The following is a 23,135-nucleotide window of genomic DNA, read 5'->3' as shown; positions in this document are numbered from 1 at the left end:
AGGAAATTTGTTGAGGCTCGATTATATTTTGTTTGTTACAAGAGACAATATTTAGCAAGCATATAATTGAAATTATAATTTTTTTCATTTTTCGTTTTTTTGATTAATTAGTTTTTGCAAAAGAGTTAATTTAGTTTTTTATATGTTTAAGTCACTGCATAGTTATATCATTCTCCACCTCCTTTTTCTTGAAAATATTTAAATAATGCTAAAAAGTTTTATTCGTTATTCACAGCAACAAGGACTTTGAATAACGAATAGCAAAGTTCCGAAAAATTAATTTTATTTCAGTAGTGCATTGTTGAAAGTTATTAAGCGGCGTTATTCTTGTTTTATTTTATTGAGGTTACTGGAGTTAAAAACTATAGTCTTTATATTAACTTTTTTGCTCGTTTAAAGCATATCCGAAATATAAGCTTACCCCAAACGTTTCATACCAAACAGAAATAAGTTTAAACAGGTTATATCTTCTAAAAAGAATATTTTTATAATTTTGACAAAAATTTATCCCAATTAAAAACAAAAACCTATGAAGATTTTCCCGAAAATAGTATTTTGTCTTTTGCTGACGGGTGTTTTTTATTCTTGTAAAAGAGCTGCCACACCAACTAAAAGCACATCTATAGGTGAATACGAAGAGGATTTGTCGCCTGTTCGCCTGACTTATGATAAAAAGCCGGATATTGACACCAATGATGGCAAGGTGAAAAGAGACAATGTATATAATGCCGTTAAAGACGAGATTCCGATGAACGACAACAAAGAAGTTGATAAAGCTCTGGATTCTATGTCGATACATAATAAGAATATCCGCTACTCGGCTGGATACAGAATCCAGGTATATGTAGGAAATGAACGCAAAGAAGTTGATGAGGCGAGATCTTATATTTATCAGAATTTCCCTGATTTGAATGTCTATCTTACATTCAGTCAGCCTACTTACCGGTTAAAAGCAGGTGATTTTACAAGCCGGATGGATGCCGAAAGATACTACAATAGTATTCGTCAACGCTATTCTATGGCAATGATTGTACCTGAACGAATCGATATTCGTAAAAGTATGCAGATACGCTAATAACCAACAGACCACCATATAAATTGTTTACTATGACAGCTTACGTTTTTCCGGGGCAAGGGGCTCAGTTCAATGGAATGGGCAAAGACCTGTACGAAAATTTTCCCCAAGCCAAAACACTTTTCGATAAAGCCAACGAAATATTAGGTTTTGATATAACCAAGATCATGTTTGAGGGTTCAGACGAAGACCTTAAGCAAACCAAAGTTACCCAACCTGCTGTTTTCCTTCATTCGGTTATTTTAGCATTGAATCTTCCTGATTTTAAGCCTGATATGGTCGCTGGACACTCATTAGGTGAGTTTTCTGCATTAGTAGCTGCCGGAGCCTTGTCGTTCGAAGATGGTTTGAGACTGGTTGCCCAGAGAGCCGATGCCATGCAGCGCGCCTGTGAGTTAAACCCCTCAACGATGGCCGCTATTCTGAACTTAGACGATAAAGTTGTAGAAGATATTTGTGCTGCTATCACCGAAAAATCGGCAGAGAATGTGGTAGTTGCCGCTAACTATAACTGTCCGGGACAATTGGTTATTTCGGGAAGTATTGAGGGGATTAATATCGCTTGTGAAGAACTGAAAGCAGCCGGAGCAAAAAGAGCATTGGTTTTACAGGTCGGCGGAGCATTCCACTCACCTTTAATGGAGCCTGCCCGTGAAGAATTAGCAAAAGCTATTGAAAACACCAGTTTTTCAACCCCTGCATGCCCGATTTATCAGAATGTGAATGCACTGCCTTCGACAGATATTGCTAAGATTAAGGCGAATCTGATTGCTCAATTGACAGCTCCTGTTCGCTGGACGCAATCGGTTCGGAATATGGTAGAAGATGGTGCAACCAAATTTGTAGAATGTGGCCCCGGTAAGGTTTTACAAGGTTTAGTAAAGAAAATTGCACCTGATGTAGAGACTGCGGGTGCGAGTTTGTGATAACATATCTACGAAGAATAAACAAAATAGCCGCATTGCTGCGGCTATTTTGTTTATTCTATTATCAGGTTATGCCTTCCTTAGATTCAACACCTCTTGTATTGCGGCCTTTGCTTCATCGGCAACCTCCTTTGTGGTTTTCCCTTTAGGTTCAATACCTTTCAGGGCTGTCCACGAAAGTTTTGAGAAAGAAGTTAATGGAAACATCCCATTGGTTGGGTTGAATTTGCGTGTACCCTGAATAGCTATCGGCACTATCAAAGCATTTGGGGCTCTTTTCAAAAGAGCTGAAATGCCACCCTCTGCAAATGGTTTCATTTCTTCTGTTTTTGAGCGTGTGCCTTCCGGAAAAATAACCGCTGAAAAATTATTTTCATGAATATACTTACTCAGTTTCAGAATTTCGGATACTGCTTGTTTACCATCTTTGCGGTCAATGAGAGCTGCTCCGCTTTTACGGAGGTTATAAGATATAGCCGGAATACCATGAGCTAATTCTTGCTTAGATACAAAAATGGGTTGGTGTTTTCTGAGATACCAGATTATGCCCGGAATATCAAAAGTGCTTTGATGGTTAGCTATGAAAATAATAGGTCGGTCAGTTGGGTATTCTTCTAATTGCCTGAAATGAACACTGGTGCCTGTTACATAATAGCTTGTATTAAGTGCCAGATTAAAGATATCAACCGATTTTTTGTGTGCTTTTTTGCCAAAAATATTGAATGCAATTACCTGAACCACATGAAAAACAACTAATAATAGTCCAAAATAGAGTAAATAAATGACACTAAGTATGTAATCGAGAATCTTTTTCATGCAATTTTTTTTTGCACAAAAGTAGGCAGAAAAAGGTCTTTATCACAAATTAAGTCAATAATTTACTGTTTTTAGCTAAATAAGACTTACCTTGTAACGTTTTTCTAAATAAAAGAGCTTTAAAAAATATTATCATGGAATTATCCAATTTAAGATTAGAGGTGATGAAATTTGTAGGTCAGAAAATAGATTATTTTTTTGACGAATTTCTGAAACCCATCGAGACTAATTGGCAACCAGCGGATTTTCTTCCAGATGCAACAAACGAAAATTTTTTCCAAGAAGTAAAACTGTTACAAGAAAACGCCAGAGAATTGCCATACGATTATATAGCGGTGTTGATAGGTGATACCATTACAGAGGAGGCTCTGCCAACTTACGAATCGTGGTTAGTAGATGTAGTGGGAATTGACCAGGTAGATGAGCCAAACGGCTGGGCAAAATGGGTTCGTGGGTGGACAGCCGAAGAGAACCGTCATGGAGATTTATTAAATAAGTTTTTGTATCTCTCTGGCCGTGTAAATATGCGCGCAATGGAAACATCGACGCAATATCTGATTGCAGATGGTTTTGATATTGGTACGGGCCGTGACCCCTACCGTAACTTTGTTTACACGTCTTTTCAGGAGTTAGCCACTAATATTTCTCACCGCCGTACGGCTACTTTAGCCAAAAAATACAATAATAACCTATTGTCTAAAATGTGTGGGGTAATTGCGTCTGATGAAATGCGCCATGCAAAAGCCTATAAGACTTTTATCAGTAATATTTTTGAAGTTGATCCTTCAGAAATGATGTTGGCTTTTGAAGATATGATGAAAAAGAAAATCGTAATGCCGGCGCACTTTTTAAGAGAATCAGGAGTAAAAATAGGGCAGACATTTTCTCATTTCTCTGATGCTGCGCAACGTCTGGGGGTTTATACTACCATAGATTATATAGAAATTATGGAGTCTTTATTGGATGAATGGAAGATTTCCAGCATATCAAGCTTAAATGATGCTGGCGAGCGTGCCAGAGACTATCTGATGGCCTTACCAAACCGTTTAAGAAGAGTAGCAGAACGCACCAAAGTACCTACTTTAGAATACGAATTCAGCTGGATAGCTTCGTAAGAATATATTAGTGAATGAGTGATTATAATCGCTCATTCACTAAATCACACAATCACTAAATTACTTATTACAGAACTTATTCCATAGCTCTGTTCCTTTTGCCTGTTGCAGATTTTTCAGATGCAACAGATCTTCACACATTTTTTTTGTATCTTTTTTCATGGCATAGGCACTTGCTCTGCCATAATATGCATCGATATTCAGGGGGTTTTTATCCAGACTCCAGGTGTAGTTTCTGATGGCTTCGTTATAATTCTTTAAAGTAAGATAATACTTTCCTTCTGCCAGATATTCATTTGATTCCTGTAGCTTTTCATCTTCAGACTGCTCTGAGGTTGAGGCACTTCTTTCTGTCTGTTTCTCTGTCCAGCCAAAATCAAACCCCATCATTACTTCTACATTTACAGGTTTTCCTTCCCACATGGCAGGCTTCCACTTTCCTTCCGATTTCTTGATGGCGGCAATGAGTTTATTATTGTATCGATCGTTGGTAGTTCTCAGAATCTCAATACCTTTTACTTCTCCGTTTTTTGTAATGATAAATCTGGTATAAAAATCACCTGTTCTGAATTCGGGAAAATCGAAGTTTTCTGAAATATAATGGCTTGCGTTCATGTCGGCATCTATGAAGAAGGGTTCCAGATAATTAGGCTTAAATACATAAATTGTGTCCCCTCCTTTTGTCCGGTATTTTTCCGGCATAAAGCCAACATTATATAGATGTGCCGGGGTGAACATAATTTTGAGTGCAGTTGCCGACGAGTCGGCAGTGATTTGCTGCAATACCATTTTAATATCACTAACCTCTTCTATCTTATAAAACGTATCTCCACCAACAATAAGCGTATCATGGTTGACCTGATAAGGTCTGTCACCAGCCCTTCCGTCATAAACAACCCGGGAAGTTCCGTTTTTTTCAAAAATATAACGCAGTTGAATGTCCCTGACAGTCTTATCTAAAATCGGGCTTCCGTCTTTTAAGCGAATATCTTCTTTTATCCAATCTCCGACCACTTTTTCTCTGATACCCTGCGCAACAGCCACCGACGAAAAACCAATCAAAATCAAAGTTTTAAGCATACAATAGATTAATAGTTGAAAACGAAGTTAATAAAAACAGACAGAAATTTGTAAGATTATCACAGTTTTTTGTCAGAAATCCGGTGCTTTACTGTGCCATCAGTTTATCATAAATGGGTTTCAGCTGTGAGTCGCCAAAACCATAAACACCTTCGCGCGCACTGAATTCACCAAAGACTTTGTAGAAATTAGTCTCTCCTTTTTGAAGGATATCTTTCAGGATACGTTCGGGTCTGCTTAATGCTCCGCCTGAGGCAAAACGTTCAATATGTGCTACGCAAGCATCTTTCAAATAAGGGAAACAAGCTGATTTTCTCTCGGCCAGTTGCACCAGAGTAAGTAAATCCTGATTTTTATAGGCCTGCCAGAGTTCTCTTGCTAACTGAAAATCGGTCTCTCCAAATTGGACTTTATTTGAGAAGCTTACTCTTAAATCTTCAGCATCTGCACGACCGAACTCTTTCCAGATGTCTGCCTCTTCCAGAAAGGTTGGATAAACAATATAAACCTCTCTCCGAATAGCAAGACTATCAATCAATGAAAGTACAAACCATACATTTGCCTGGCAAAATAAATCATAGCCGAACCAGAGATTAAAGGTTGAGTTATCCGGCGCATTCAATATTTTCTCAAACTCACTCACTGAGTATGATTGATACTCGTCTAAGCTGATATCTAAACTCTTAGCTCTGTTTTGCCAGAATTCGGTCAGGGTATCTCCTGACAGATTTCCATCAATCAGAGCTTCCCTACATACGATAATTTCTCCTGCTATGCCTGCTTCAGGGAAGCTGTATGCCAAGGAGTCTCCGTTTAAAATGTTGTAAGTCATGGGTTAAATAATTTAGTAAATGAGTGATTACTATTAGTTATTTTCTCCTATTTTTACTTCTCCAATCAGCATGCAACCTGCTACTTTCAGACCACCTTTTAGCAAAGTAGCTTTTGAAGCTTTGTTTTGAATATTACAACGAGCGGCTGGTACTTTTCCTGCTATATAACAGACTTTTTTTAATTCCTGTATTAAGAACGACCCTAAGCCCTTGTTTCTATGGCTCTCGGCTACTTCCATATACAAATCTGCAAAAGGTTTGTTATAATGCAATAAAAAATCTCCTGAACCTACTACCTCTCCGCCTTTCTCCAATACATAGCCGCTGCCATCTTCTACCTTTTTGCCAAAAGTAGTTTCGTACTCTTCTTTTGAACGAAAAACTACATCAGAAACTGATAAATTTGTGGGACTATCTGCTTCAAACAAAATAGCCTCTGCCCTGATATTGGTGGCAAATTCATACAGCATTGCCGTGAGCAAGGGAGCATTGCTTTGCGGCTCAATAAATTTTGCACCGCAGGTATCTAATAAGACCGCAAAAACACGGGTGGCTAAACGCTGATACTGAGGAAGCAGATAAAACTCGAAAATGGTATCTCTATCTGCAATTTCCTGCCCTTTTACAGAGCCATAGCCAATCACAGCCTCATCCGCATACAAAAGATAAGAATCTGACCAGCCACGTTCATGGCAGGCATTGTATCTGATTTGTCGGTTCATTTCCTGTAAATACAAATCCCGATAGGGCAGAATATTCTTTAGAGGGATTTTGGTGGCTTTGACGTGCATGATAGATATACGTAAAATTCAATAATCAGATTGAGTGGGTATTTATTGTGGGTGAGCAATAATTTTTGCGGAGTTATTGATGATTTAGCTATTTATTAAAAATTTACTGGCTTTGATGCCTTTATAAATCTGATAAATTCTTTAGTAAATATCAATAGCCTTCTCACGTAAAATGTTTGACAATACGAGTAATGTTTTATAATATTTTAAAAAAAACAGGGTCTATTTTACCTCCCGTAAGGTTGCTGAAGTCTCTGCCAATTACCATTTAAAATTGATTTGCATGACTATTAAAAGTTTACCTTTCTCTAAATTTCTTGTATCAGCATTATCATTAAGTACCCTTTTTCTTGATAGATGTAAAAAAGGCGCAGATGATATAACTCTATCATTTAATGATGTATGTTTAATATCAAACCTGTTTAAACTTATTTCTTTTGCCTCCGAATAGCACTTTTTCAATCATATTTCACCGATTTATTTCGTCTGTAGCTTTGCTACGCTCTCAACAAATCCGCTCATCTGATTAAAAAATTGTACATTCTCGCCATAAAATAAAAAGTTAAAAAAGGTTCATCAAAAAAGACAACATTTGATGCTCAAGGGAAAATAAAGTATGAGGCGACTTATAATAGCAAAGGGCAAGCATCTTCAATAAAATATTATAATGAATCAAGTAACCCCTCTACAAGTACTGTATCATACGAATATAATTCAGATGGGCAGGTAACAAAAGAAATATCTAACTTAAGCACTACTACTTGTAGTTATAGTAATAAACTATTGATAGAAGAAAATACGATTCAGGGGTCGGTTATACTTTCAAATAATTATTTTTATAACGCTGATTCCAGAAAAAGTAAGGTTATTTATAAAACTACCGAAAATAATAAGGTTACGGAGAATTTTGAAGTGGTTTACTTCTATAAGGATACTTTATTAATCAGGACAATGTTCCGCAGGCTAATTGCTGACGGTTAGATTACAGGCTTAGATCATGCATACAAATATGACGCTCAAAACAGATTAATTGAAGAGCAGGCTTTAAGGCAGAATAACTCTGTATATGAAACTAAAAAATACCAGTATGATTCAGATAGGAATGTTATAAAGATGACACATTTTAATGATACTAATTATAAGGAATATGAGGAGCTATTTACTTATGCAAATAATAAATTAGTTGAACAAACAATGTATAGCTTTTATAGTAAAGTGCTACCACCCATTATTTCCAAAAAAGTTTTTGAATATAAACAGGATAATATCACTAAAATGACTTATTTCTATGAAGGAGAAGCATATATATATGAACAATATTCTTATACCTGTGATAAATAATGTTTATTATAAAGTCTCTATTTGTAGTAGCTCAAAAACAAAAATTCCCCTCGAAAAAACATTTCAAGGGGAATAATCTAAGGGAGGAGTATGGGGCTCGAACCCACGACCTTCGGAACCACAATCCGACGCTCTAACCGACTGAGCTAAAACCTCCATTCCGTTTAAGGACTGCAAATGTAACGGCTTTTTTACAAAAAATCAAAAAAAATTTGCTCAAATTTGCCCTTACTACTAAATTAGGGATTATGAGCGAGCGAAGAACATCTTTTTTTGATACAAAAATTGAATTCCTGAGAGGAGTAGGTCCAACCAAAGCCGAACTTCTCAATAAGGAGTTGAATATCTTCACTTATGGCGATTTAATCGAATACTATCCTTTCCGCCATGAAGACCGCACACAGTTTCATCGCATCAGCGAATTGAATGAAGCCATGCCTGCGGCACAAATCAAGGGCCGTTTACGCTCATGGGAACGCATGGGTGAGGGTCATAAAGAAAGATTAATTGCCCAGTTTACCGACGGCACCGGAATTTTGGAACTCAGCTGGTTTCAGGGTATTACTTTTCTGGAAAAAACGCTTCGGCTGCAAGGTGATTATATCGTTTATGGCAAACCTACTTCATTTAATGGCAGATGGCAGATTAGCCACCCGGAAATGGATGTGCTTACACCCGAAAATGAACGGGGTGGTTATTTCCAACCTGTCTATTCGCTCACTGATAAGATTCGTAAACGATACGTAGATAGCAAGCAGATAAGCCGCTGGATGAAAACGCTGCTGGAGTCAGCCGTGCAACATATACACGAAACTTTACCTGCATCTCTGGTTCAGAAATTCCGTCTGATATCCAAGCAGCAAGCTATCTATCATATTCATATCCCAATCAATTTTGATGCCCTTAAACAAGCCCAGAGGCGACTGAAATTTGAGGAATTATTCTATAATCAGTTTCGCCTGATTAAACAGAAACTGATTCGTAAGGATAATTATGCCGGGCAGATATTTACCAAAACCCAGTTACTGACCGAATTTTATCAGCATCACTTACCCTTTGAATTGACTGGTGCACAGAAACGGGTAATCCGGGAGATTTTTGAGGATTTGCGTTCAGGTAAACAAATGAACCGTTTATTGCAGGGTGATGTAGGAAGTGGTAAAACCATTGTGGCGTTTATTACCATGCTACTGGCTATTGACAACAATGCACAGGCCTGTTTAATGGCTCCTACGGAGATCTTGTCTGACCAGCATTATACAAACCTTAAACGTTTTGCTGATTTAATAGGCATTAAAATTGCAGAGCTGACGGGCTCAGTAGGGAAAAAAGCAAGACGTATTATTGCGCAGGGATTAGAAGATGGTAGCATAAATATTCTGGTTGGCACGCACGCTTTGCTTGAAGATTACGTGCAATTCAAGAATTTAGGCTTGTGTATTATTGATGAGCAACACCGCTTCGGAGTAGCACAAAGAGCTAAATTATGGGAGAAAAACCCGAATTTCAGGCCGCATATTCTGGTTATGACTGCTACGCCTATCCCACGAACGCTGGCTATGACACTTTATGGAGATTTAGATGTGTCAATGATTGATGAGCTACCCGTTGGGCGTAAACCTATCAAAACCATTCATCGATATGATTCTGACCGCCTGCGGGTATTTGAGTTTCTGCGGAGCGAAATCATCAAAGGCCGGCAGGTGTATATCGTATATCCGCTGATTGAGGAATCAGAGACACTTTCTTTCAAAAACCTGATGGATGGCTATGAGAGTATCGCCAGAGCTTTCCCTGAATATGCTTTGAGTATTGTACACGGCAAAATGGGCTGGAAAGAGAAAGACTACGAAATGCAACGTTTTAAGAATAAAGAAACCCAGATATTGGTTGCTACAACCGTAATTGAGGTGGGAGTTGACGTACCCAACGCCTCGGTAATGGTCATTGAAAGTGCCAATCGTTTCGGGCTTTCACAGTTGCATCAGTTGAGAGGTCGGGTTGGGCGAGGTGCCGAACAATCGTACTGTATTCTGATGACCGAATATAAGATAGGCAAAGAAACCCGCACCCGCATAGAAACCATGGTGCGAACCAATAATGGATTTGAGATTTCGGAGGTAGATTTGTCGCTAAGAGGGCCTGGAGATATGGCAGGTACGCAACAAAGCGGGATGTTAGACCTGAAAGTGGCCGATTTGGCCAAAGATGGTGAGATACTGAAATATGCCCGTGAAGCAGCTATGGAAATTTTAGATAACGACCCCGACATTCAAAGTGCTGAGAATGCCCCCATCAGACACCATATACAGAACCTACGGAGCAATGAAACCAACTGGAGCAGAATTAGTTAAACAAAATCATAATTTAATCTACCTGATGAAATATTTCATGACTGGTTTTTGTTTCTAATCAAAAAGAACCTGAATGCTACGAAGATTTACAGCTAAAATTTTTATTGGCTATTTATGTATTTTGCTGTTAGCACAGCTTTTTTCGGGCTGTATGTCTTTCAGAATGAACGATGAGGATCTGAATGAATATTTTGCAGGGCATACTATTCCGAAACAGCATACCATTCGGGTATCAGATAAAAATATAAATTATGCCGAAATTGGTAATGATTCGCTACCTGTTGCCTTTTTTGTGCATGGTTCACCGGGTTCCTGGAGCGCATTTGCAGATTTTATGAAAGATTCAATTTTACTACAAAAAGTAAAAATGGTTTCGGTTGACAGAATTGGTTTTGGCTATTCAGATTTTGGGCATGCCGAAAAATCATTAGCCAAGCAGGCAGCCTACCTGAAACCCATTGTGGCCAGGTATAAAGCACAAGGCAAAAAGATAATATTAATCGGACATTCATTAGGTGGCCCTGTAATTGCCCGAATGGCCATAGATTACCCCGAATTAATTGATAACCTGGTTTTTGTAGCAGGGTCTATCGACCCTACCCTGGAGCCTTCCCGTTGGTATCGCTATATTTTAGATTTTGCAGGTGTAAGATACATGATTCCCAAAAGCTTCAGAGCTTCTAATTATGAAATTCTTTGTCTGAAAGAAGAGTTGGAAGAAATGCTACCTTTATGGCAAAATATTAAACAGCCCTGCATTGTGATACAAGGCAATAAAGACGTGCTGGTTCATCCGCAAAATGCTGCTTTTGCTAAACGAATGTTGGTGAATGCAGAAAGCGTAGAAATGTGGCTGAAAGATGATATGAATCATTTTGTTCCGTGGTCGAACCCTGAGCTCATCAATCAGGCTATATTAAAGAGCATTGAAAGATAATTGATTAAATAGTTATCGTCATAAAGATTTTATCTCCTAACTTTGATAAAAAGTGTTTTCCATGTCCTTTTCCCGGTTATTTAAGGTAGTCAAAAAGAATTTTCAGGAACCAACGCCCACAACTCCGGCTGCCCCTTTACAGCCCACAAATAGCTATACACCACAAGTAGCCCGCAAGATGCACGAAATGCTTACAAAACACGTACCTGCTGGTGCAGTAGAATATTGTTTTGCCTTGTGGAAAGAACAGCCTTTTTCGTTTAAAATTACCCGAACACGCAGTACCTGTTTTGGCAATTATAGTTACCGTGATGGGCAGCATAAAATCACTGTCAATAATGATTTGAGTACATATGCCTTTGTGATAACCTATATTCATGAAATTGCCCATCAAAGGGCGTGGCTTGGGAAATCCCGACGAAAAATAGAGCCTCATGGCAAGGAGTGGAAAAAAAATTTCCAGTTGCTTATGTCACCAATGATGACTCCGAACGTTTTTCCTGAAACAATATTAGTTCCGCTTACACATTATATGAGTAATCCTGCGGCTTCATCAGTAAGTTATGCTCCATTAGCAAAAGCTTTGCAGTGTTTTGACTTAACTCAGCAAAATGGTATCCTGTTGGCAGAAGTGGCCGATAACCAATGGTTTACGTTCCGGAATACTGTTTTTCAGCGATTAGAAAAACGCCGCACACGTATATTGTGTATGGAGCGAACCAGTAAAAGACGATATACTATTCTGGCCACAGCAAGGGTCGATTTAGTAGATATTTAACAAATGAATGAATCTTTACTTCTCAAATAAAGCATTATACAAAGTTCTGTTTAACTCCTTGAAATACAGAAGATGGCTTTTTATTGGATTTATATGGTTATTATATCCAACGTTTATGCTGGCACAATCTTCAGTTTTAAGTAAAGGCACATGGTACAAAATTGCTACTACGCAAACAGGAGTTCATAAAATTAATGCTGCTTTTCTGAGAAAAGCTGGGATGGACATCAGTAAAATTAATCCGCAAAATATCCGTTTATATGGTAATGGCGGGGCTTTACTACCACAAGCAAATAACGAGGCACGTCCGAATGACTTGATAGAAAACGCAATTGAGGTAATCGGTGAAACCGATGGCAAATTTGATGAGAGTGATTACGTGCTTTTCTATGCAGAAAGTCCTCATACCGTTTTTTATGATGCCAGTATCCGCAAAATAAGCCATGAGAACAACTATTATTCAGATTCTACCTTCTACTTTCTGACAATTGGAGATACCAAAGGGCTAAGAGTAAAAACTGCTCCAGACATACCGTCTTCTCAGACGATTACTACTTTCGACGATTTCAGGTTTCATGAGCTTGACCAGAAAAACCTGATAAGTTCGGGTGCTAAAGAATTGAGTGGTTCGGGAAGAGAATGGTATGGCGAAGCCTTCGGCATTAATACCGAGCAGTCTTTCGACCATACTATTGCAGGTTTAGTACCTAATTCCACAATAAAAATCACTACTTCTGCCGTAGGCACTGCTTATATTTCAACACAATTAGGTCTGAAACTCAATAACGCCAACGTTGGCAATCTGGTATTTAATCCTATCAGGGCAGGGCAATACGATATTAAAGGTATTTATGATTTGAAAGGCACAGAAACTACTTCAACTTTTACTGCCAGCATCCCAAGTGGAAATGCGCTTAAACTCACCTATACTTTCAATAAGGGCAATCAATCATCAGCTACCGCCTATCTGAATTACTTTGAGATTCAGTCGAAACGAACTTTGCAGTTTTATGATACCCAAACGTTGGTAAGGTCTTTAGAAAGTTTGAACAATGTAAATACTCTATTTAAAGTAACCAATGCCAATGCCCAGTCTAAAATATGGGATATTACTCATGCACAAGTCCCTGATAATATTGCTTATACACTGAATGCGGCAGAAGCCTCCTTTGGTTTAGCAACTCAAGATAGCCTGAAAACCTTTGTTTTATTTACTGATAAAAACCTCTTAGAGCCAGGTACTATTCAGGCAATAGCTAATCAGAACCTCCATGAAACAGAAGTGCCGGATTTATTGATTGTTACACTACCTGAATGGAATGCCCAAGCAGAAAGGTTAGCAGATTTCAGAAGAACAAATGATAAGCTCTCGGTGATGGTAGCTACCATAGATGAGGTTTACAATGAATTTGCATCGGGCAAGCCTGATATCAGTGCTATTCGTGACTTCGCCCGTTTTTTATGGCTGAAAAATCCAACAAAGTTTAAATATCTGCTTTTATTTGGCGATGCTACCTATGATTATAAAAACAATAACCAGTTTGCGTACGTCAATCCTGCACTCTTTATACCTACTTATGAAAGCCGTGAATCGCTGAATCCGATTTTCAGCTTTGCATCAGACGATTATTTTGGATTTCTTGAAAACCATGAGGGTGAATGGGCAGAAAACAACCAAGGAGATCATACACAGGATATTAGTGTGGGGAGACTTCCGGTTAAATCGGTCGAAGAGGCTAAAAATGTGGTTGATAAGCTGATTTATTATGCCAACAATGCCCGTACAATTGGGAAATGGCGGAGTAAAGTGAGTTTTGTGGCAGATGATGGTGACGGTAATATTCATCAGGAAGATGCAGACAGAATTGCCAGCCTGATTGAAAATCAGGACGAAAATCTTTTTATTAATAAAATCTACGTAGATAATTATAAACAAATCTCTACTTCGACCGGTACTATTGCGCCCGATGCCAACAAGACCTTAAATAAGGTGGTAAATGAAGGAAGCCTGATTGTGAATTATAGTGGACATGGAGGGCCAGACGGCTGGACGGAAGAAAAAATCCTGACGATTGACCAGATTGAATCGTGGAGAAATCTGAGCAATATGCCTTTGTTTCTGACAGCTACCTGCTCTTTTGGTCGTTTTGATGACCCTTCAGTTGTATCAGGTGCTGAGATAGCCATGCTTAGCCCGAGAGGTGGTGCTATTGGTTTATTAACCACTACCCGCCCAGTTTATTCATATACAAATTTTTTGCTAAACAACGCATTTTATTCAGCTTTCGTCTTAGAGAAACAGCAGATGAACTGGCGGTTGGGCGATATTTTCAGACATACTAAAAACAATTCATTAAGTGGGGTAAATAACCGAAACTTTTCATTATTAGGAGACCCTTCGATGAAATTAGCGTATCCGACAGATAAGGTAACGATTACCAGAATTAATAATCAGCCCCCTGAAAACCAGACATTAAAGGCATTAGCTAAAGTAAACATAGAGGGGATTATACAGGAGTCGGGCTCTGACAAACTAAAAACTGATTTTAATGGTTACGTAATTATTTCAGTATTTGATAAGCCCTCTACTGTAAGCACACTGGGGCAGAAAACAGATAAATTCAGTTATCAGATTTATCAGAATAAGATTTTTGAGGGCAAAGTAGCTGTAAAAAACGGTAATTTTTCTGTTAATTTTATTGTTCCCAAAGATATTAATTATCAGTTAGGTACGGGCAAAATCACTTGTTATGCGGTTTTAGCAGATAGTAGCAACGATGCCATCGGGAGTTTTGAGAGAATATTGATTGGCGGTAGTGAAGCCGTTACAGGCATTGATACCAAAGGGCCTGAAATTGAACTTTTTGTAGATAAAAACAATATCCTGGAAGCTAAAATTTCAGATGATAGTGGCATTAATTTATCACAAGCCGGAATAGGTCATGAAATGTTGCTTACACTTAACGACACCTTACAAGTTATTGTTAATCAATACTTTATGAGCGATGAAGACTATACCAAGGGACTCTTAAAATATGCTTTTGGGAAGCTCCCGGCTGGTGTCTTCACCGTTAAATTAAAAATCTGGGACATCTATAATAATTCTACGGAGGCATCGTTAGAGTTCATAGTAGAGAATGAAAAGTTCAGGTTATTGCAAGCATACAATTATCCTAATCCTTTTCAGGGAGCAACCAGTTTTCTGATTGAACATAATGCTGAAGGTGAAGACATTGAGTTTGAAATCAAGGTTTTTGACAAATCGGGCAGAACAATTTTTGAGAAGTCGGAGTTATGTTATTCGTGCTTTCAGACACTGAATATTGGCATGAATATTGACCCTCAAGACCTAACGGTAGGTATATACTTTTATAGGATTACTGCCAGATTTTTAGACCATAGAATAAAAACTTATGCCTCCGGAAAATTAGTATTTTGGAAGTAAGAAAGAAAAACTGTTATATTTGATGCCTTAAATTAACAGAATCCAATACAAACAATATATTAAAGTACCCCATTTTTGGGTAGAATGAAAAAAAAGCTCTCATGAAAAGCAAATTTTTGGCCCTTGTGGCAAGTTTAGTTTTAATACATTCTTTTTCGGCGCAAGCGCAAGTCTCTGCCTCTACTGAAAAAAGGGTAGTTTCTTCTGCTGTTCCGTTTCTTACTTTTTCACCAGACTCAAGAGGAGCAGCTTTAGGCGACGCAGGGGTAGCTTCTACACCTGATGCCAACTCTATGTATTGGAATACTGCTAAATTACCTTTTCTTGACCGTAGCCTTGGTTCGAGTGTTTCGTACACTCCCTGGCTCAGAGATCTGGTAGATGATATGGGTCTTCTTCATGCTTCTATCTTTAAGAAAGTTGCGAGAGATCAGGTATTAGGTTTATCCATGACGTATTTCAATCAGGGTAATATTGAGTTTACTAATTCTTTCGGCGAAAATGTAGGCACCTTCCAATCAAGAGATTTTAATATTGCTGCCGGATATAGCCGTAAACTGAACAGAGATATTGCTATGGGGCTGAATCTGAAGTATATTCACTCAAACCTGATAGGCTCACAAGTAATCAATAACGTAGCCAGTAAACCAGCTAATACAGTAGCAGGTGATATTTCGTTCTATTATACGCAGGATTCTCCAACCATAAGAAACCGTGAAAAAGGCCCTGCATTTTCGGCAGGTGCAGTTATTCAGAATCTGGGAGGCAAAGTAAACTATGGTCGTGACCGTTATTTCTTACCGACAAACCTTAAATTAGGCGGTAACCTGAATTATAAGATAGATAACTACAATCAGTTCAACTTCTTAGTTGATGTGAACAAATTATTGGTGCCTACTCCTCCTTTGAGAGATAATAATGGTAACATTATCAAAGGTAAAAACCCTGCAGAATTAGGTTCTATTCAGGCTATTTTCTCTTCTTTCTCTGACGCCCCCGATGGCTTTAAGGAAGAGTTGAGAGAATTTACTGGTTCTTTAGGAGTAGAATACTGGTATAACAATGTTTTTGCTGTGCGTACGGGTTATTTTATGCAAAGTAGTTATAAAGGTGGTGATAAATATGTAACTGCAGGCTTAGGATTACGGTTGAAAAACAGCTACGGTATTGATTTCGCTTACCTGATTCCGGTATCACAAGGTAATGCTTTAGCCAATACATGGCGTATTTCCCTGATTTTTGATATGCAATCGAAGAAAGTGGCTGATCCATCTGAAGAGCCTGCTGAATAGTATAGTAGAGATTTATAAGATAATTCATACACAAAACCTCATAGTTTTAAGAAACTGTGAGGTTTTTGTTTTTTAGCTTTGTAACTTTACTGGCTCAACCTTATAACATATAAAAAACTTTGAAACCTGTTTTTGAAAAATCTTCTTACTTTACCCTATTTATATTCCTTTTTGTTTTTCTCTCTCTTACTACCTATGCCCAAAAGAAAAACGATAAAATTGAGTACCGCATTCATCCGGCTACCTCTCCCATCAAGGTTGATGGTATCCCGGACGAAAGAGCCTGGGCAGAAGCACAGTTAGCTACGGATTTTTATCAGGTTTTGCCGATGGATACCAGCAAGGCTTTCGTAAAAACAGAAGTAAAAATGACCTATGATGATAAAAACCTGTATGTGCTTTTTATCAATTATGAATATGCTCCCGGTCCTTATATGGTTGAATCTTTGAAACGGGATTTCACTTTTGGAAAAAACGACAATGATTTATTATTTATAGATACTTTTGACGACCAGACCAATGGCTTTACTTTTGGTGCCAATGCGCACGGGGCACAATGGGACGGCTTGCTCTATAACGGGAGTGCGGCTAACCTGAGCTGGGAGAACAAATGGATATCAGAAGTAAAATATGACGATGATAAATGGATCTGGGAGGCTGCTATTCCGTTTAAGACCCTGCGTTATAAAAAAGGCATAACCCGCTGGGGGGTTAATTTCAGCCGACTTGATTTAAAAACTACTGAAAAATCATCATGGGCACCTGTTCCACGACAGTTCCCTACGGCTTCACTGGCGTATTGTGCTTCTCTGGTGTGGGATCAGCCACCACCACAGGCAGGCTCAAATATCTCAATTATTCCATATGTTCTGGGAGGAGTAAGTGCCAATCAGGAAAGCCATTCACCAACTAAATTACGAGGAGACATAGGTTTTGACGCGAAAGTAGGACTTACCTCTTCGTTGAATTTAGATCTGACAGTGAACCCTGACTTCTCGCAAGTGGAAGTTGACCAACAACAAACCAATCTCGATCGTTTTGAACTGCTTTTTCCAGAAAAACGACAGTTTTTTTTAGAAAACGGAGACTTGTTCTCTAATTTTGGCTATACTAATATCCGTCCTTTTTTCTCCCGGCGGATTGGTCTGAACGCCCCTATTAATTTTGGGGCAAGATTAAGCGGGAAACTCAATAAAGATTGGCGTATTGGGTTTATGGATATGCAAACAGGGAAAAATGAGACCGGCGTGCCTGCGCAAAACTTTGGTGTAATAGCCTTACAACGCCGTATGTTTGCCCGTTCCAATATAGCTATCATGTTTGTCAATAAGGAGACCTTGAATTATGGGAGCCTTTCCGATTCATTAATCAGATTGAATAGCCTTTCTCAATTTAACCGGAATATAGGTATTGAGTATAACCTTGCTTCTAAAAAGAACGACTGGACAGGTAAATTTTTATACCTGAACTCGTTTGGTCCAAATACGATGAATAATGATGCCGTTTTTGCCGGGAACATTCTATACACCTCTAAGAAATGGGTGACTGGTGTACAAGTGGAGCAGGTAGGGAATACTTATTCGGCAGAAGTAGGCTATGTTCCACGAATCAATTATGGAAAACTTAATCCACAAGTAGCCTATCTGTTCTTTCCTAAACCCGGAGGTGCCGTGCTAAGTCATGGGCCAACTGCCATGTTGACCCATTATTTTACAAAAGATTTTTCACAGGAAACAGAAAACGAGAAGTTTATAGGTTATAAAATCAATTTTCGTAAGACCAATACCCTACTGGTTTGGGCCGCACATAATTATGTCAAACTATTGAGTCCTTTTGATCCAACCAATTATGTCAAAGCCTTTTTACCAAAAGGTAGCGAACATCAATGGAATTCAGCAGGATTTGACTATACCTCTAAACCCCAGGCTCTATTAACTTATCTGATTTCTACGCGTTATGGCGGGTATTATGCTAATGGTACACGCCTTCGTCTGAATGGTGAAATTGGTTATCGTTTTCAGCCTTACGTAGCTATAACAATGAGTGCCAACTATAATCGTCTGGAATTTAAAGATGACCCTTTGTTGCCGAAAGAATTAATAAATAAACAATACAATCTCTGGCTGCTGGGGCCTAAAATAGATGTTACCTTTACAAATAAATTGTTTCTGACTAATTTCGTGCAATATAATAATCAGAACAACAATTTTAATATTAATACCCGTCTGCAATGGCGGTACAGCCCGGCATCAGATTTATTTTTAGTTTATACTGATAACTATTTTTCTGATACATTTAAAGTCAGAAACCGTAGCTTAGTTGTGAAATTCACCTACTGGTGGAATGTATAGATATTATATTTTTTCTTCATTATTCAATCCTAAATACACATGAAAGTCTTAGTATTATTTTTATTTCCGATTTTAACATTCGCTCAAACCATGCCTTTTCAAATTGAGGGTCATCGTGGTGCACGTGGCCTTGTTCCTGAAAACACCATTCCATCGTTTAAAAAAGCCATCGATTTAGGTGCACACGTGATTGAATTAGACGTGGTAATTTCAAAAGATAAAAAAGTTGTTGTTTCACACGATACGTATTTTAATCCTGATATCACGACCGCCCCCAACGGTGAATTTGTAACTAAAGAAACACAGGGAAACTTGTACACACTTGACTATAAAGAAATAAAAAAGTATGATGTGGGCTCTCGTGGCAATAAGGGTTTTCCTGAACAGGAGAAAATGAAAACATATAAGCCTTTGTTTAAAGACATGATACGCGAGATTGAGAAATATACCAAACAAAAAGGCTTACCTCCGGTTAAATATAATGTTGAGATAAAAAGCAGCGAAAAGGAAATCGGTAAAACACAACCGGATTATCCTGAGTTTTCAGATCTGGTTTATAGTATTATCGTAAAAGAGCTGCCTTTAACGCGAGTGAATATACAGAGTTTCGATTACAATGTGTTGAAATTCTGGCATGCTCAAATGGAAGCCGGGAAATACAAAAGGATAGAGCTTGCTGCTTTAATAGAGCCAAGAGCTAATAACGATGTACAGGTAAATTTAGATAAACTGGGTTTTAAACCTGACATCTGGAGCCCTTATTATACACAGGTAAATACTGAGCGTGTGAAGCAATTACACGATTTAGGTATCAGGGTAATTCCATGGACGGTGAACAAAAGAGATGAAATGGAAAAAGTAAAAGCAGTAGGTTGTGATGGCGTAATAACTGATTATCCTGACCGGGCAAAGGGATTATAATAAATTATAGCAAATGATTCAATATCAATGCTTTGACTGCTATGAGGAAAAACAAGCTTTTTTAAATGATGTGCGAACAAAGAAATTTATATAATTTAGGCAGTTTTTAAAGCATATTTTAACGGCGTGGGCATTTTAAACGACATACTTGGCTTCTTTATCAAGAGACGTATTGAGCGTATTGAGGAGTTCCTGCAATATCCTATTGAAACGCAACACCGTATGTTCCATGAACTGATTGAAAATGCCCGTTATACAGAATGGGGATTAAAATATAGCTATGGAAGTATAGAAACTATCAAAGATTTTCAGGAAAGAGTCCCTATTTCTACTTATGAGGAGCTATTCCCATATATTGAAAGGGTGCTGAAAGGTGAGCAGAATGTGCTTTGGTCTTCAGATATTAAATGGTTTTCAAAATCATCGGGTACTACCAACTCCCGAAGTAAATTTCTTCCGGTTTCTGAAGAGTCACTGGAAGATTGCCATTATAGAGGGGGAAAGGACATGATGACCTTGTATATTAACAATCGCCCTGATGCCAAGCTTTATGAGGGTAAAGGATTGTCGATAGGTGGTACATTGCATAAAAACCCTTTTAATCCTAATACGCAGGCAGGTGATATATCAGCTGTTATTATGAAAAACCTGCCCACCTGGGCAGATTTCATTCGTACCCCACCTATTGATATAGCCCTGATGGAAAACTGGGAAGAGAAAATGGAACAGATGATTGAAATCTGCTCGCAGGAAAACGTAACCAGTATCTTAGGTGTGCCTACCTGGACTGTAGTACTTCTCGAAAATATTCTGGAACGAACCGGAAAGAAAAATATGTTAGAGGTATGGGAGAATTTTGAGGTTTTTGTGCATGGTGCAGTAGCCTTTCAACCCTATCGTGAATTATTCCGAACTAAATTTTTCCCATCCGAACAGGTAGCTTATCTTGAAACGTATAATGCTTCAGAAGGTTTTTTTGCGATTCAGGACGAATTAGGGCGTGTAGGTGAAATGCTTCTGATGCTCGATTATGGTGTGTTTTATGAGTTTATCCCAATGGAAGAATGGGAAAAAGACCATCCTAAAACCCTTTTGCTTGACGAAGTTGAATTAGATAAAAACTATGCCTTAGTGATTTCGACCAATGCAGGTTTATGGCGATATAAAATTGGTGATACCATAAAGTTTACCTCTAAGTATCCATTCAGAATTAAAGTAAGCGGCCGTACCAAACATTTTATCAATGCTTTTGGTGAGGAGGTTGTAATTGAAAATGCGGATATTGCTATTACTGAAGCCTGTAAGTCAACGGGTGCAACAATGGTAGATTACACAGCCGGTCCGGTATATATGGGCGAAAATAATAAAGGTGGCCATGAATGGGTAATAGAGTTTTCGAACAAGCCTGACGACGAAGACGTTTTTACCAAGATTTTAGACGATACCTTAAGAAAGGTAAATTCAGACTACGATGCCAAACGCTTTAAAAATATGGCTTTGTCGGAACCTAAAATACACTTTGTAGAAAATGGCACTTTTTATCAGTGGATGTCGAAACGCGGGAAATTAGGAGGCCAAAACAAAGTACCTCGCCTGAGCAATTCGCGTGAGTATCTGGATGATATTTTAGAGATGGTAAAAAGCTGATTTTTCGATGTGTCCTGATCAATTAAAGCCACTCATTTTCTGGAATTGGTGGCTTTTGTTTTTTAAATAAATCAGAATTCATAAAACTAAGTATTCTGGAAGGGCAATCGTAGAGACAAAGTACGGGGCCTTGTCTCTATCCGATCTGGCTGTTCTGGAGCATTTATTTTCATGAAATTAATTACCTGATTCCCAAATAATAAGTACAATGAAAATCTTACATACTGCTGACTGGCATTTAGGTAAAAGACTGGATAACTATCTGCGTCTGGGCGAACAACGAGAAGTGCTGGAAGAAATCTGTGAGATTGCCGAACGTGAGGCTGTAGATGCAGTGATAGTAGCCGGAGATTTATTTGATAATTTTAACCCATCGTCAGAAGCGATGGAATTGTTATATTCTACCCTTCATCGGCTTTCGGCTAATGGTAGCCGGGCAGTCGTAGCTATAGCAGGAAACCATGACTCGCCCGAACGAATTGAAGTACCAGATGCGCTGGCTCGTGCCTGTGGAATTGTCTTTGTGGGTTTCCCTAATTATATAGTAAAACCTATTAAAACCCGGGCAGGATTAGAAATTACCAATGTTGATGTAGGTTTTATAGAAATACAGATACCTGGTTGTGATTTCCCGTTGCGTGTTTTACTTACTCCTTATGCTAACGAGCAACGATTAAAGACCTTTTTAGGAGTTGAAGAAACAGACGATGCCTTGCGTGTGCATTTGCAAAAACACTGGCAGGGTTTAGCCGATTTATACCTCGACAACAAGGGATTTAATCTATTGGCCTCTCACTTGTTCTTTATGAAAAAAGGTGGTGAAATGCCAGAAGAACCCGAAGATGAAAGACCCATCCTGCATATTGGCGGAGCATCGGTTATTTATTCAGAGAATGTTCCGAAGCAAGTACACTATATTGCTTTGGGCCATTTGCATCGTTATCAGGTAATAGATACAGTTCCTTGTCCGGTTATCTATTCAAGCAGCCCGCTGGCATATAGTTTCTCAGAAGCCAATCAGACCAAATATATTGTACTAATTGAGGCCGAAGCAGGTAAATTAGTTGACTATACTCCTATTGCGCTAACCAAGGGAAAAGTATTGTTGAAAAAGAAATTTGATAATATTGACGAAGCTCTGGTATGGCTTGCCGATAACCCCGATACATTAGTGCAGTTGACAATCGTTTCAGATAAATATCTGGAAGCAAGTGAGAAAAAACGATTGTTAGACGCGCATGAAGGCTTGATTCAGATTATCCCCGAAATCAAAAATCTGAATGGTATGGCTGGAGAGGGCATGACAATAGATCTTTCGATGGGTGTTGAAAAGCTGTTTGAAGAGTATTTCAGAAACCGCAAAGGGCAGGAGGTCTCTGATGAACTGATGCTACTTCTGAAAGAAGTGCTGGCAGAAGGTAATGAGTAGTAAA

General features: G+C 38.5%; 16 protein-coding genes and 1 tRNA gene. 12 read left to right on the top strand and 5 right to left on the bottom strand.

What is annotated here, in order from left to right:
* Nucleotides 1-529 precede the first annotated feature (529 nt).
* Both H1R81_RS15435 and fabD read left to right on the top strand, forming a co-directional pair.
* The gene (locus H1R81_RS15435; protein WP_181841635.1) at nt 530-1,075 is read left to right on the top strand and encodes an SPOR domain-containing protein; all 546 of its coding nucleotides are present in this window, start codon (nt 530-532) and stop codon (nt 1,073-1,075) included.
* A 32-nt stretch (nt 1,076-1,107) separates the two neighbouring features.
* Entirely contained in the window at nt 1,108-2,001 is an 894-nt protein-coding gene (gene fabD, locus H1R81_RS15430; RefSeq protein WP_181841634.1) for an ACP S-malonyltransferase, read from the top strand.
* Between the two features lie 69 nt (nt 2,002-2,070).
* On the opposite strand, the gene H1R81_RS15425 is transcribed toward fabD, so the two are convergent.
* The gene (locus tag H1R81_RS15425; RefSeq protein WP_181841633.1) at nt 2,071-2,817 is read right to left on the bottom strand and encodes a 1-acyl-sn-glycerol-3-phosphate acyltransferase; all 747 of its coding nucleotides are present in this window, start codon (nt 2,815-2,817) and stop codon (nt 2,071-2,073) included.
* 134 nt (nt 2,818-2,951) lie between these two features.
* Between H1R81_RS15425 and H1R81_RS15420 the strand changes: the two genes are divergently transcribed.
* A complete protein-coding gene (locus tag H1R81_RS15420; protein ID WP_181841632.1) occupies nt 2,952-3,932 on the top strand; it encodes an acyl-ACP desaturase in 981 nt (326 codons plus the stop codon).
* A gap of 60 nt (nt 3,933-3,992) precedes the next feature.
* Here the strand turns inward: H1R81_RS15420 and H1R81_RS15415 are convergent, their stop codons facing one another.
* The 4 genes from H1R81_RS15415 to H1R81_RS15400 form a co-directional block, all read right to left on the bottom strand.
* Nucleotides 3,993-5,012 carry an energy transducer TonB gene (locus H1R81_RS15415; protein ID WP_181841631.1) on the bottom strand — a complete coding sequence of 340 codons (1,020 nt, stop codon included), beginning with the start codon at nt 5,010-5,012 and terminating at the stop codon, nt 3,993-3,995.
* A gap of 88 nt (nt 5,013-5,100) precedes the next feature.
* The gene (locus H1R81_RS15410) at nt 5,101-5,844 is read right to left on the bottom strand and encodes a DUF1835 domain-containing protein (protein WP_181841630.1); all 744 of its coding nucleotides are present in this window, start codon (nt 5,842-5,844) and stop codon (nt 5,101-5,103) included.
* Between the two features lie 33 nt (nt 5,845-5,877).
* Complete coding sequence (locus H1R81_RS15405; RefSeq protein WP_181841629.1) at nt 5,878-6,636, bottom strand: GNAT family N-acetyltransferase; 759 nt, start codon at nt 6,634-6,636, stop codon at nt 5,878-5,880.
* Nucleotides 6,637-8,058: 1,422 nt separating this feature from the next.
* Nucleotides 8,059-8,134: transfer RNA gene (locus H1R81_RS15400), tRNA-His, on the bottom strand.
* Between the two features lie 91 nt (nt 8,135-8,225).
* Between H1R81_RS15400 and recG the strand changes: the two genes are divergently transcribed.
* The 9 genes from recG to H1R81_RS15355 all read left to right on the top strand — a co-directional run bounded on the left by recG (nt 8,226) and on the right by H1R81_RS15355 (nt 23,131).
* Nucleotides 8,226-10,331 (top strand): ATP-dependent DNA helicase RecG, encoded by a 2,106-nt coding sequence (gene recG / locus H1R81_RS15395; protein ID WP_181841628.1) that lies wholly within the window; start codon nt 8,226-8,228, stop codon nt 10,329-10,331.
* Nucleotides 10,332-10,404: 73 nt separating this feature from the next.
* Nucleotides 10,405-11,268: an alpha/beta fold hydrolase gene (locus tag H1R81_RS15390; protein ID WP_181841627.1), complete on the top strand. Its 864-nt coding sequence runs from the start codon at nt 10,405-10,407 to the stop codon at nt 11,266-11,268.
* Between the two features lie 61 nt (nt 11,269-11,329).
* Nucleotides 11,330-12,046 carry a SprT-like domain-containing protein gene (locus H1R81_RS15385; protein WP_181841626.1) on the top strand — a complete coding sequence of 239 codons (717 nt, stop codon included), beginning with the start codon at nt 11,330-11,332 and terminating at the stop codon, nt 12,044-12,046.
* A 58-nt stretch (nt 12,047-12,104) separates the two neighbouring features.
* Nucleotides 12,105-15,491: a type IX secretion system sortase PorU gene (porU, locus tag H1R81_RS15380; protein ID WP_220275235.1), complete on the top strand. Its 3,387-nt coding sequence runs from the start codon at nt 12,105-12,107 to the stop codon at nt 15,489-15,491.
* A 101-nt stretch (nt 15,492-15,592) separates the two neighbouring features.
* Complete coding sequence (porV, locus tag H1R81_RS15375) at nt 15,593-16,783, top strand: type IX secretion system outer membrane channel protein PorV (RefSeq protein ID WP_181841624.1); 1,191 nt, start codon at nt 15,593-15,595, stop codon at nt 16,781-16,783.
* A 119-nt stretch (nt 16,784-16,902) separates the two neighbouring features.
* Nucleotides 16,903-19,134: a DUF5916 domain-containing protein gene (locus tag H1R81_RS15370; RefSeq protein ID WP_220275234.1), complete on the top strand. Its 2,232-nt coding sequence runs from the start codon at nt 16,903-16,905 to the stop codon at nt 19,132-19,134.
* Nucleotides 19,135-19,173: 39 nt separating this feature from the next.
* Entirely contained in the window at nt 19,174-20,055 is an 882-nt protein-coding gene (locus tag H1R81_RS15365) for a glycerophosphodiester phosphodiesterase family protein (protein ID WP_181841623.1), read from the top strand.
* A 126-nt stretch (nt 20,056-20,181) separates the two neighbouring features.
* Entirely contained in the window at nt 20,182-21,702 is a 1,521-nt protein-coding gene (locus H1R81_RS15360; protein ID WP_181841622.1) for a GH3 auxin-responsive promoter family protein, read from the top strand.
* A 208-nt stretch (nt 21,703-21,910) separates the two neighbouring features.
* Nucleotides 21,911-23,131 (top strand): exonuclease SbcCD subunit D, encoded by a 1,221-nt coding sequence (locus H1R81_RS15355; protein WP_181841621.1) that lies wholly within the window; start codon nt 21,911-21,913, stop codon nt 23,129-23,131.
* The last annotated feature ends 4 nt before the right edge of the window (nt 23,132-23,135 follow it).

This window comes from Emticicia sp. BO119 (assembly GCF_013912375.1).
Lineage (GTDB): Bacteria > Bacteroidota > Bacteroidia > Cytophagales > Spirosomataceae > Emticicia.
Note: the sequence above shows the minus strand (reverse complement) of the source record. Positions and strands in the feature narration are given on the sequence as shown.

What these genes read in the sequence shown, in the direction of transcription:
- H1R81_RS15435 (WP_181841635.1), top strand. Translation starts at nt 530, where the DNA reads ATGAAGATTTTCCCGAAAATAGTATTTTGTCTTTTGCTGACGGGTGTT.
- fabD (WP_181841634.1), top strand. Translation starts at nt 1,108, where the DNA reads ATGACAGCTTACGTTTTTCCGGGGCAAGGGGCTCAGTTCAATGGAATG.
- H1R81_RS15425 (WP_181841633.1), bottom strand. Translation starts at nt 2,817, where the DNA reads ATGAAAAAGATTCTCGATTACATACTTAGTGTCATTTATTTACTCTAT.
- H1R81_RS15420 (WP_181841632.1), top strand. Translation starts at nt 2,952, where the DNA reads ATGGAATTATCCAATTTAAGATTAGAGGTGATGAAATTTGTAGGTCAG.
- H1R81_RS15415 (WP_181841631.1), bottom strand. Translation starts at nt 5,012, where the DNA reads ATGCTTAAAACTTTGATTTTGATTGGTTTTTCGTCGGTGGCTGTTGCG.
- H1R81_RS15410 (WP_181841630.1), bottom strand. Translation starts at nt 5,844, where the DNA reads ATGACTTACAACATTTTAAACGGAGACTCCTTGGCATACAGCTTCCCT.
- H1R81_RS15405 (WP_181841629.1), bottom strand. Translation starts at nt 6,636, where the DNA reads ATGCACGTCAAAGCCACCAAAATCCCTCTAAAGAATATTCTGCCCTAT.
- recG (WP_181841628.1), top strand. Translation starts at nt 8,226, where the DNA reads ATGAGCGAGCGAAGAACATCTTTTTTTGATACAAAAATTGAATTCCTG.
- H1R81_RS15390 (WP_181841627.1), top strand. Translation starts at nt 10,405, where the DNA reads ATGCTACGAAGATTTACAGCTAAAATTTTTATTGGCTATTTATGTATT.
- H1R81_RS15385 (WP_181841626.1), top strand. Translation starts at nt 11,330, where the DNA reads ATGTCCTTTTCCCGGTTATTTAAGGTAGTCAAAAAGAATTTTCAGGAA.
- porV (WP_181841624.1), top strand. Translation starts at nt 15,593, where the DNA reads ATGAAAAGCAAATTTTTGGCCCTTGTGGCAAGTTTAGTTTTAATACAT.
- H1R81_RS15365 (WP_181841623.1), top strand. Translation starts at nt 19,174, where the DNA reads ATGAAAGTCTTAGTATTATTTTTATTTCCGATTTTAACATTCGCTCAA.
- H1R81_RS15355 (WP_181841621.1), top strand. Translation starts at nt 21,911, where the DNA reads ATGAAAATCTTACATACTGCTGACTGGCATTTAGGTAAAAGACTGGAT.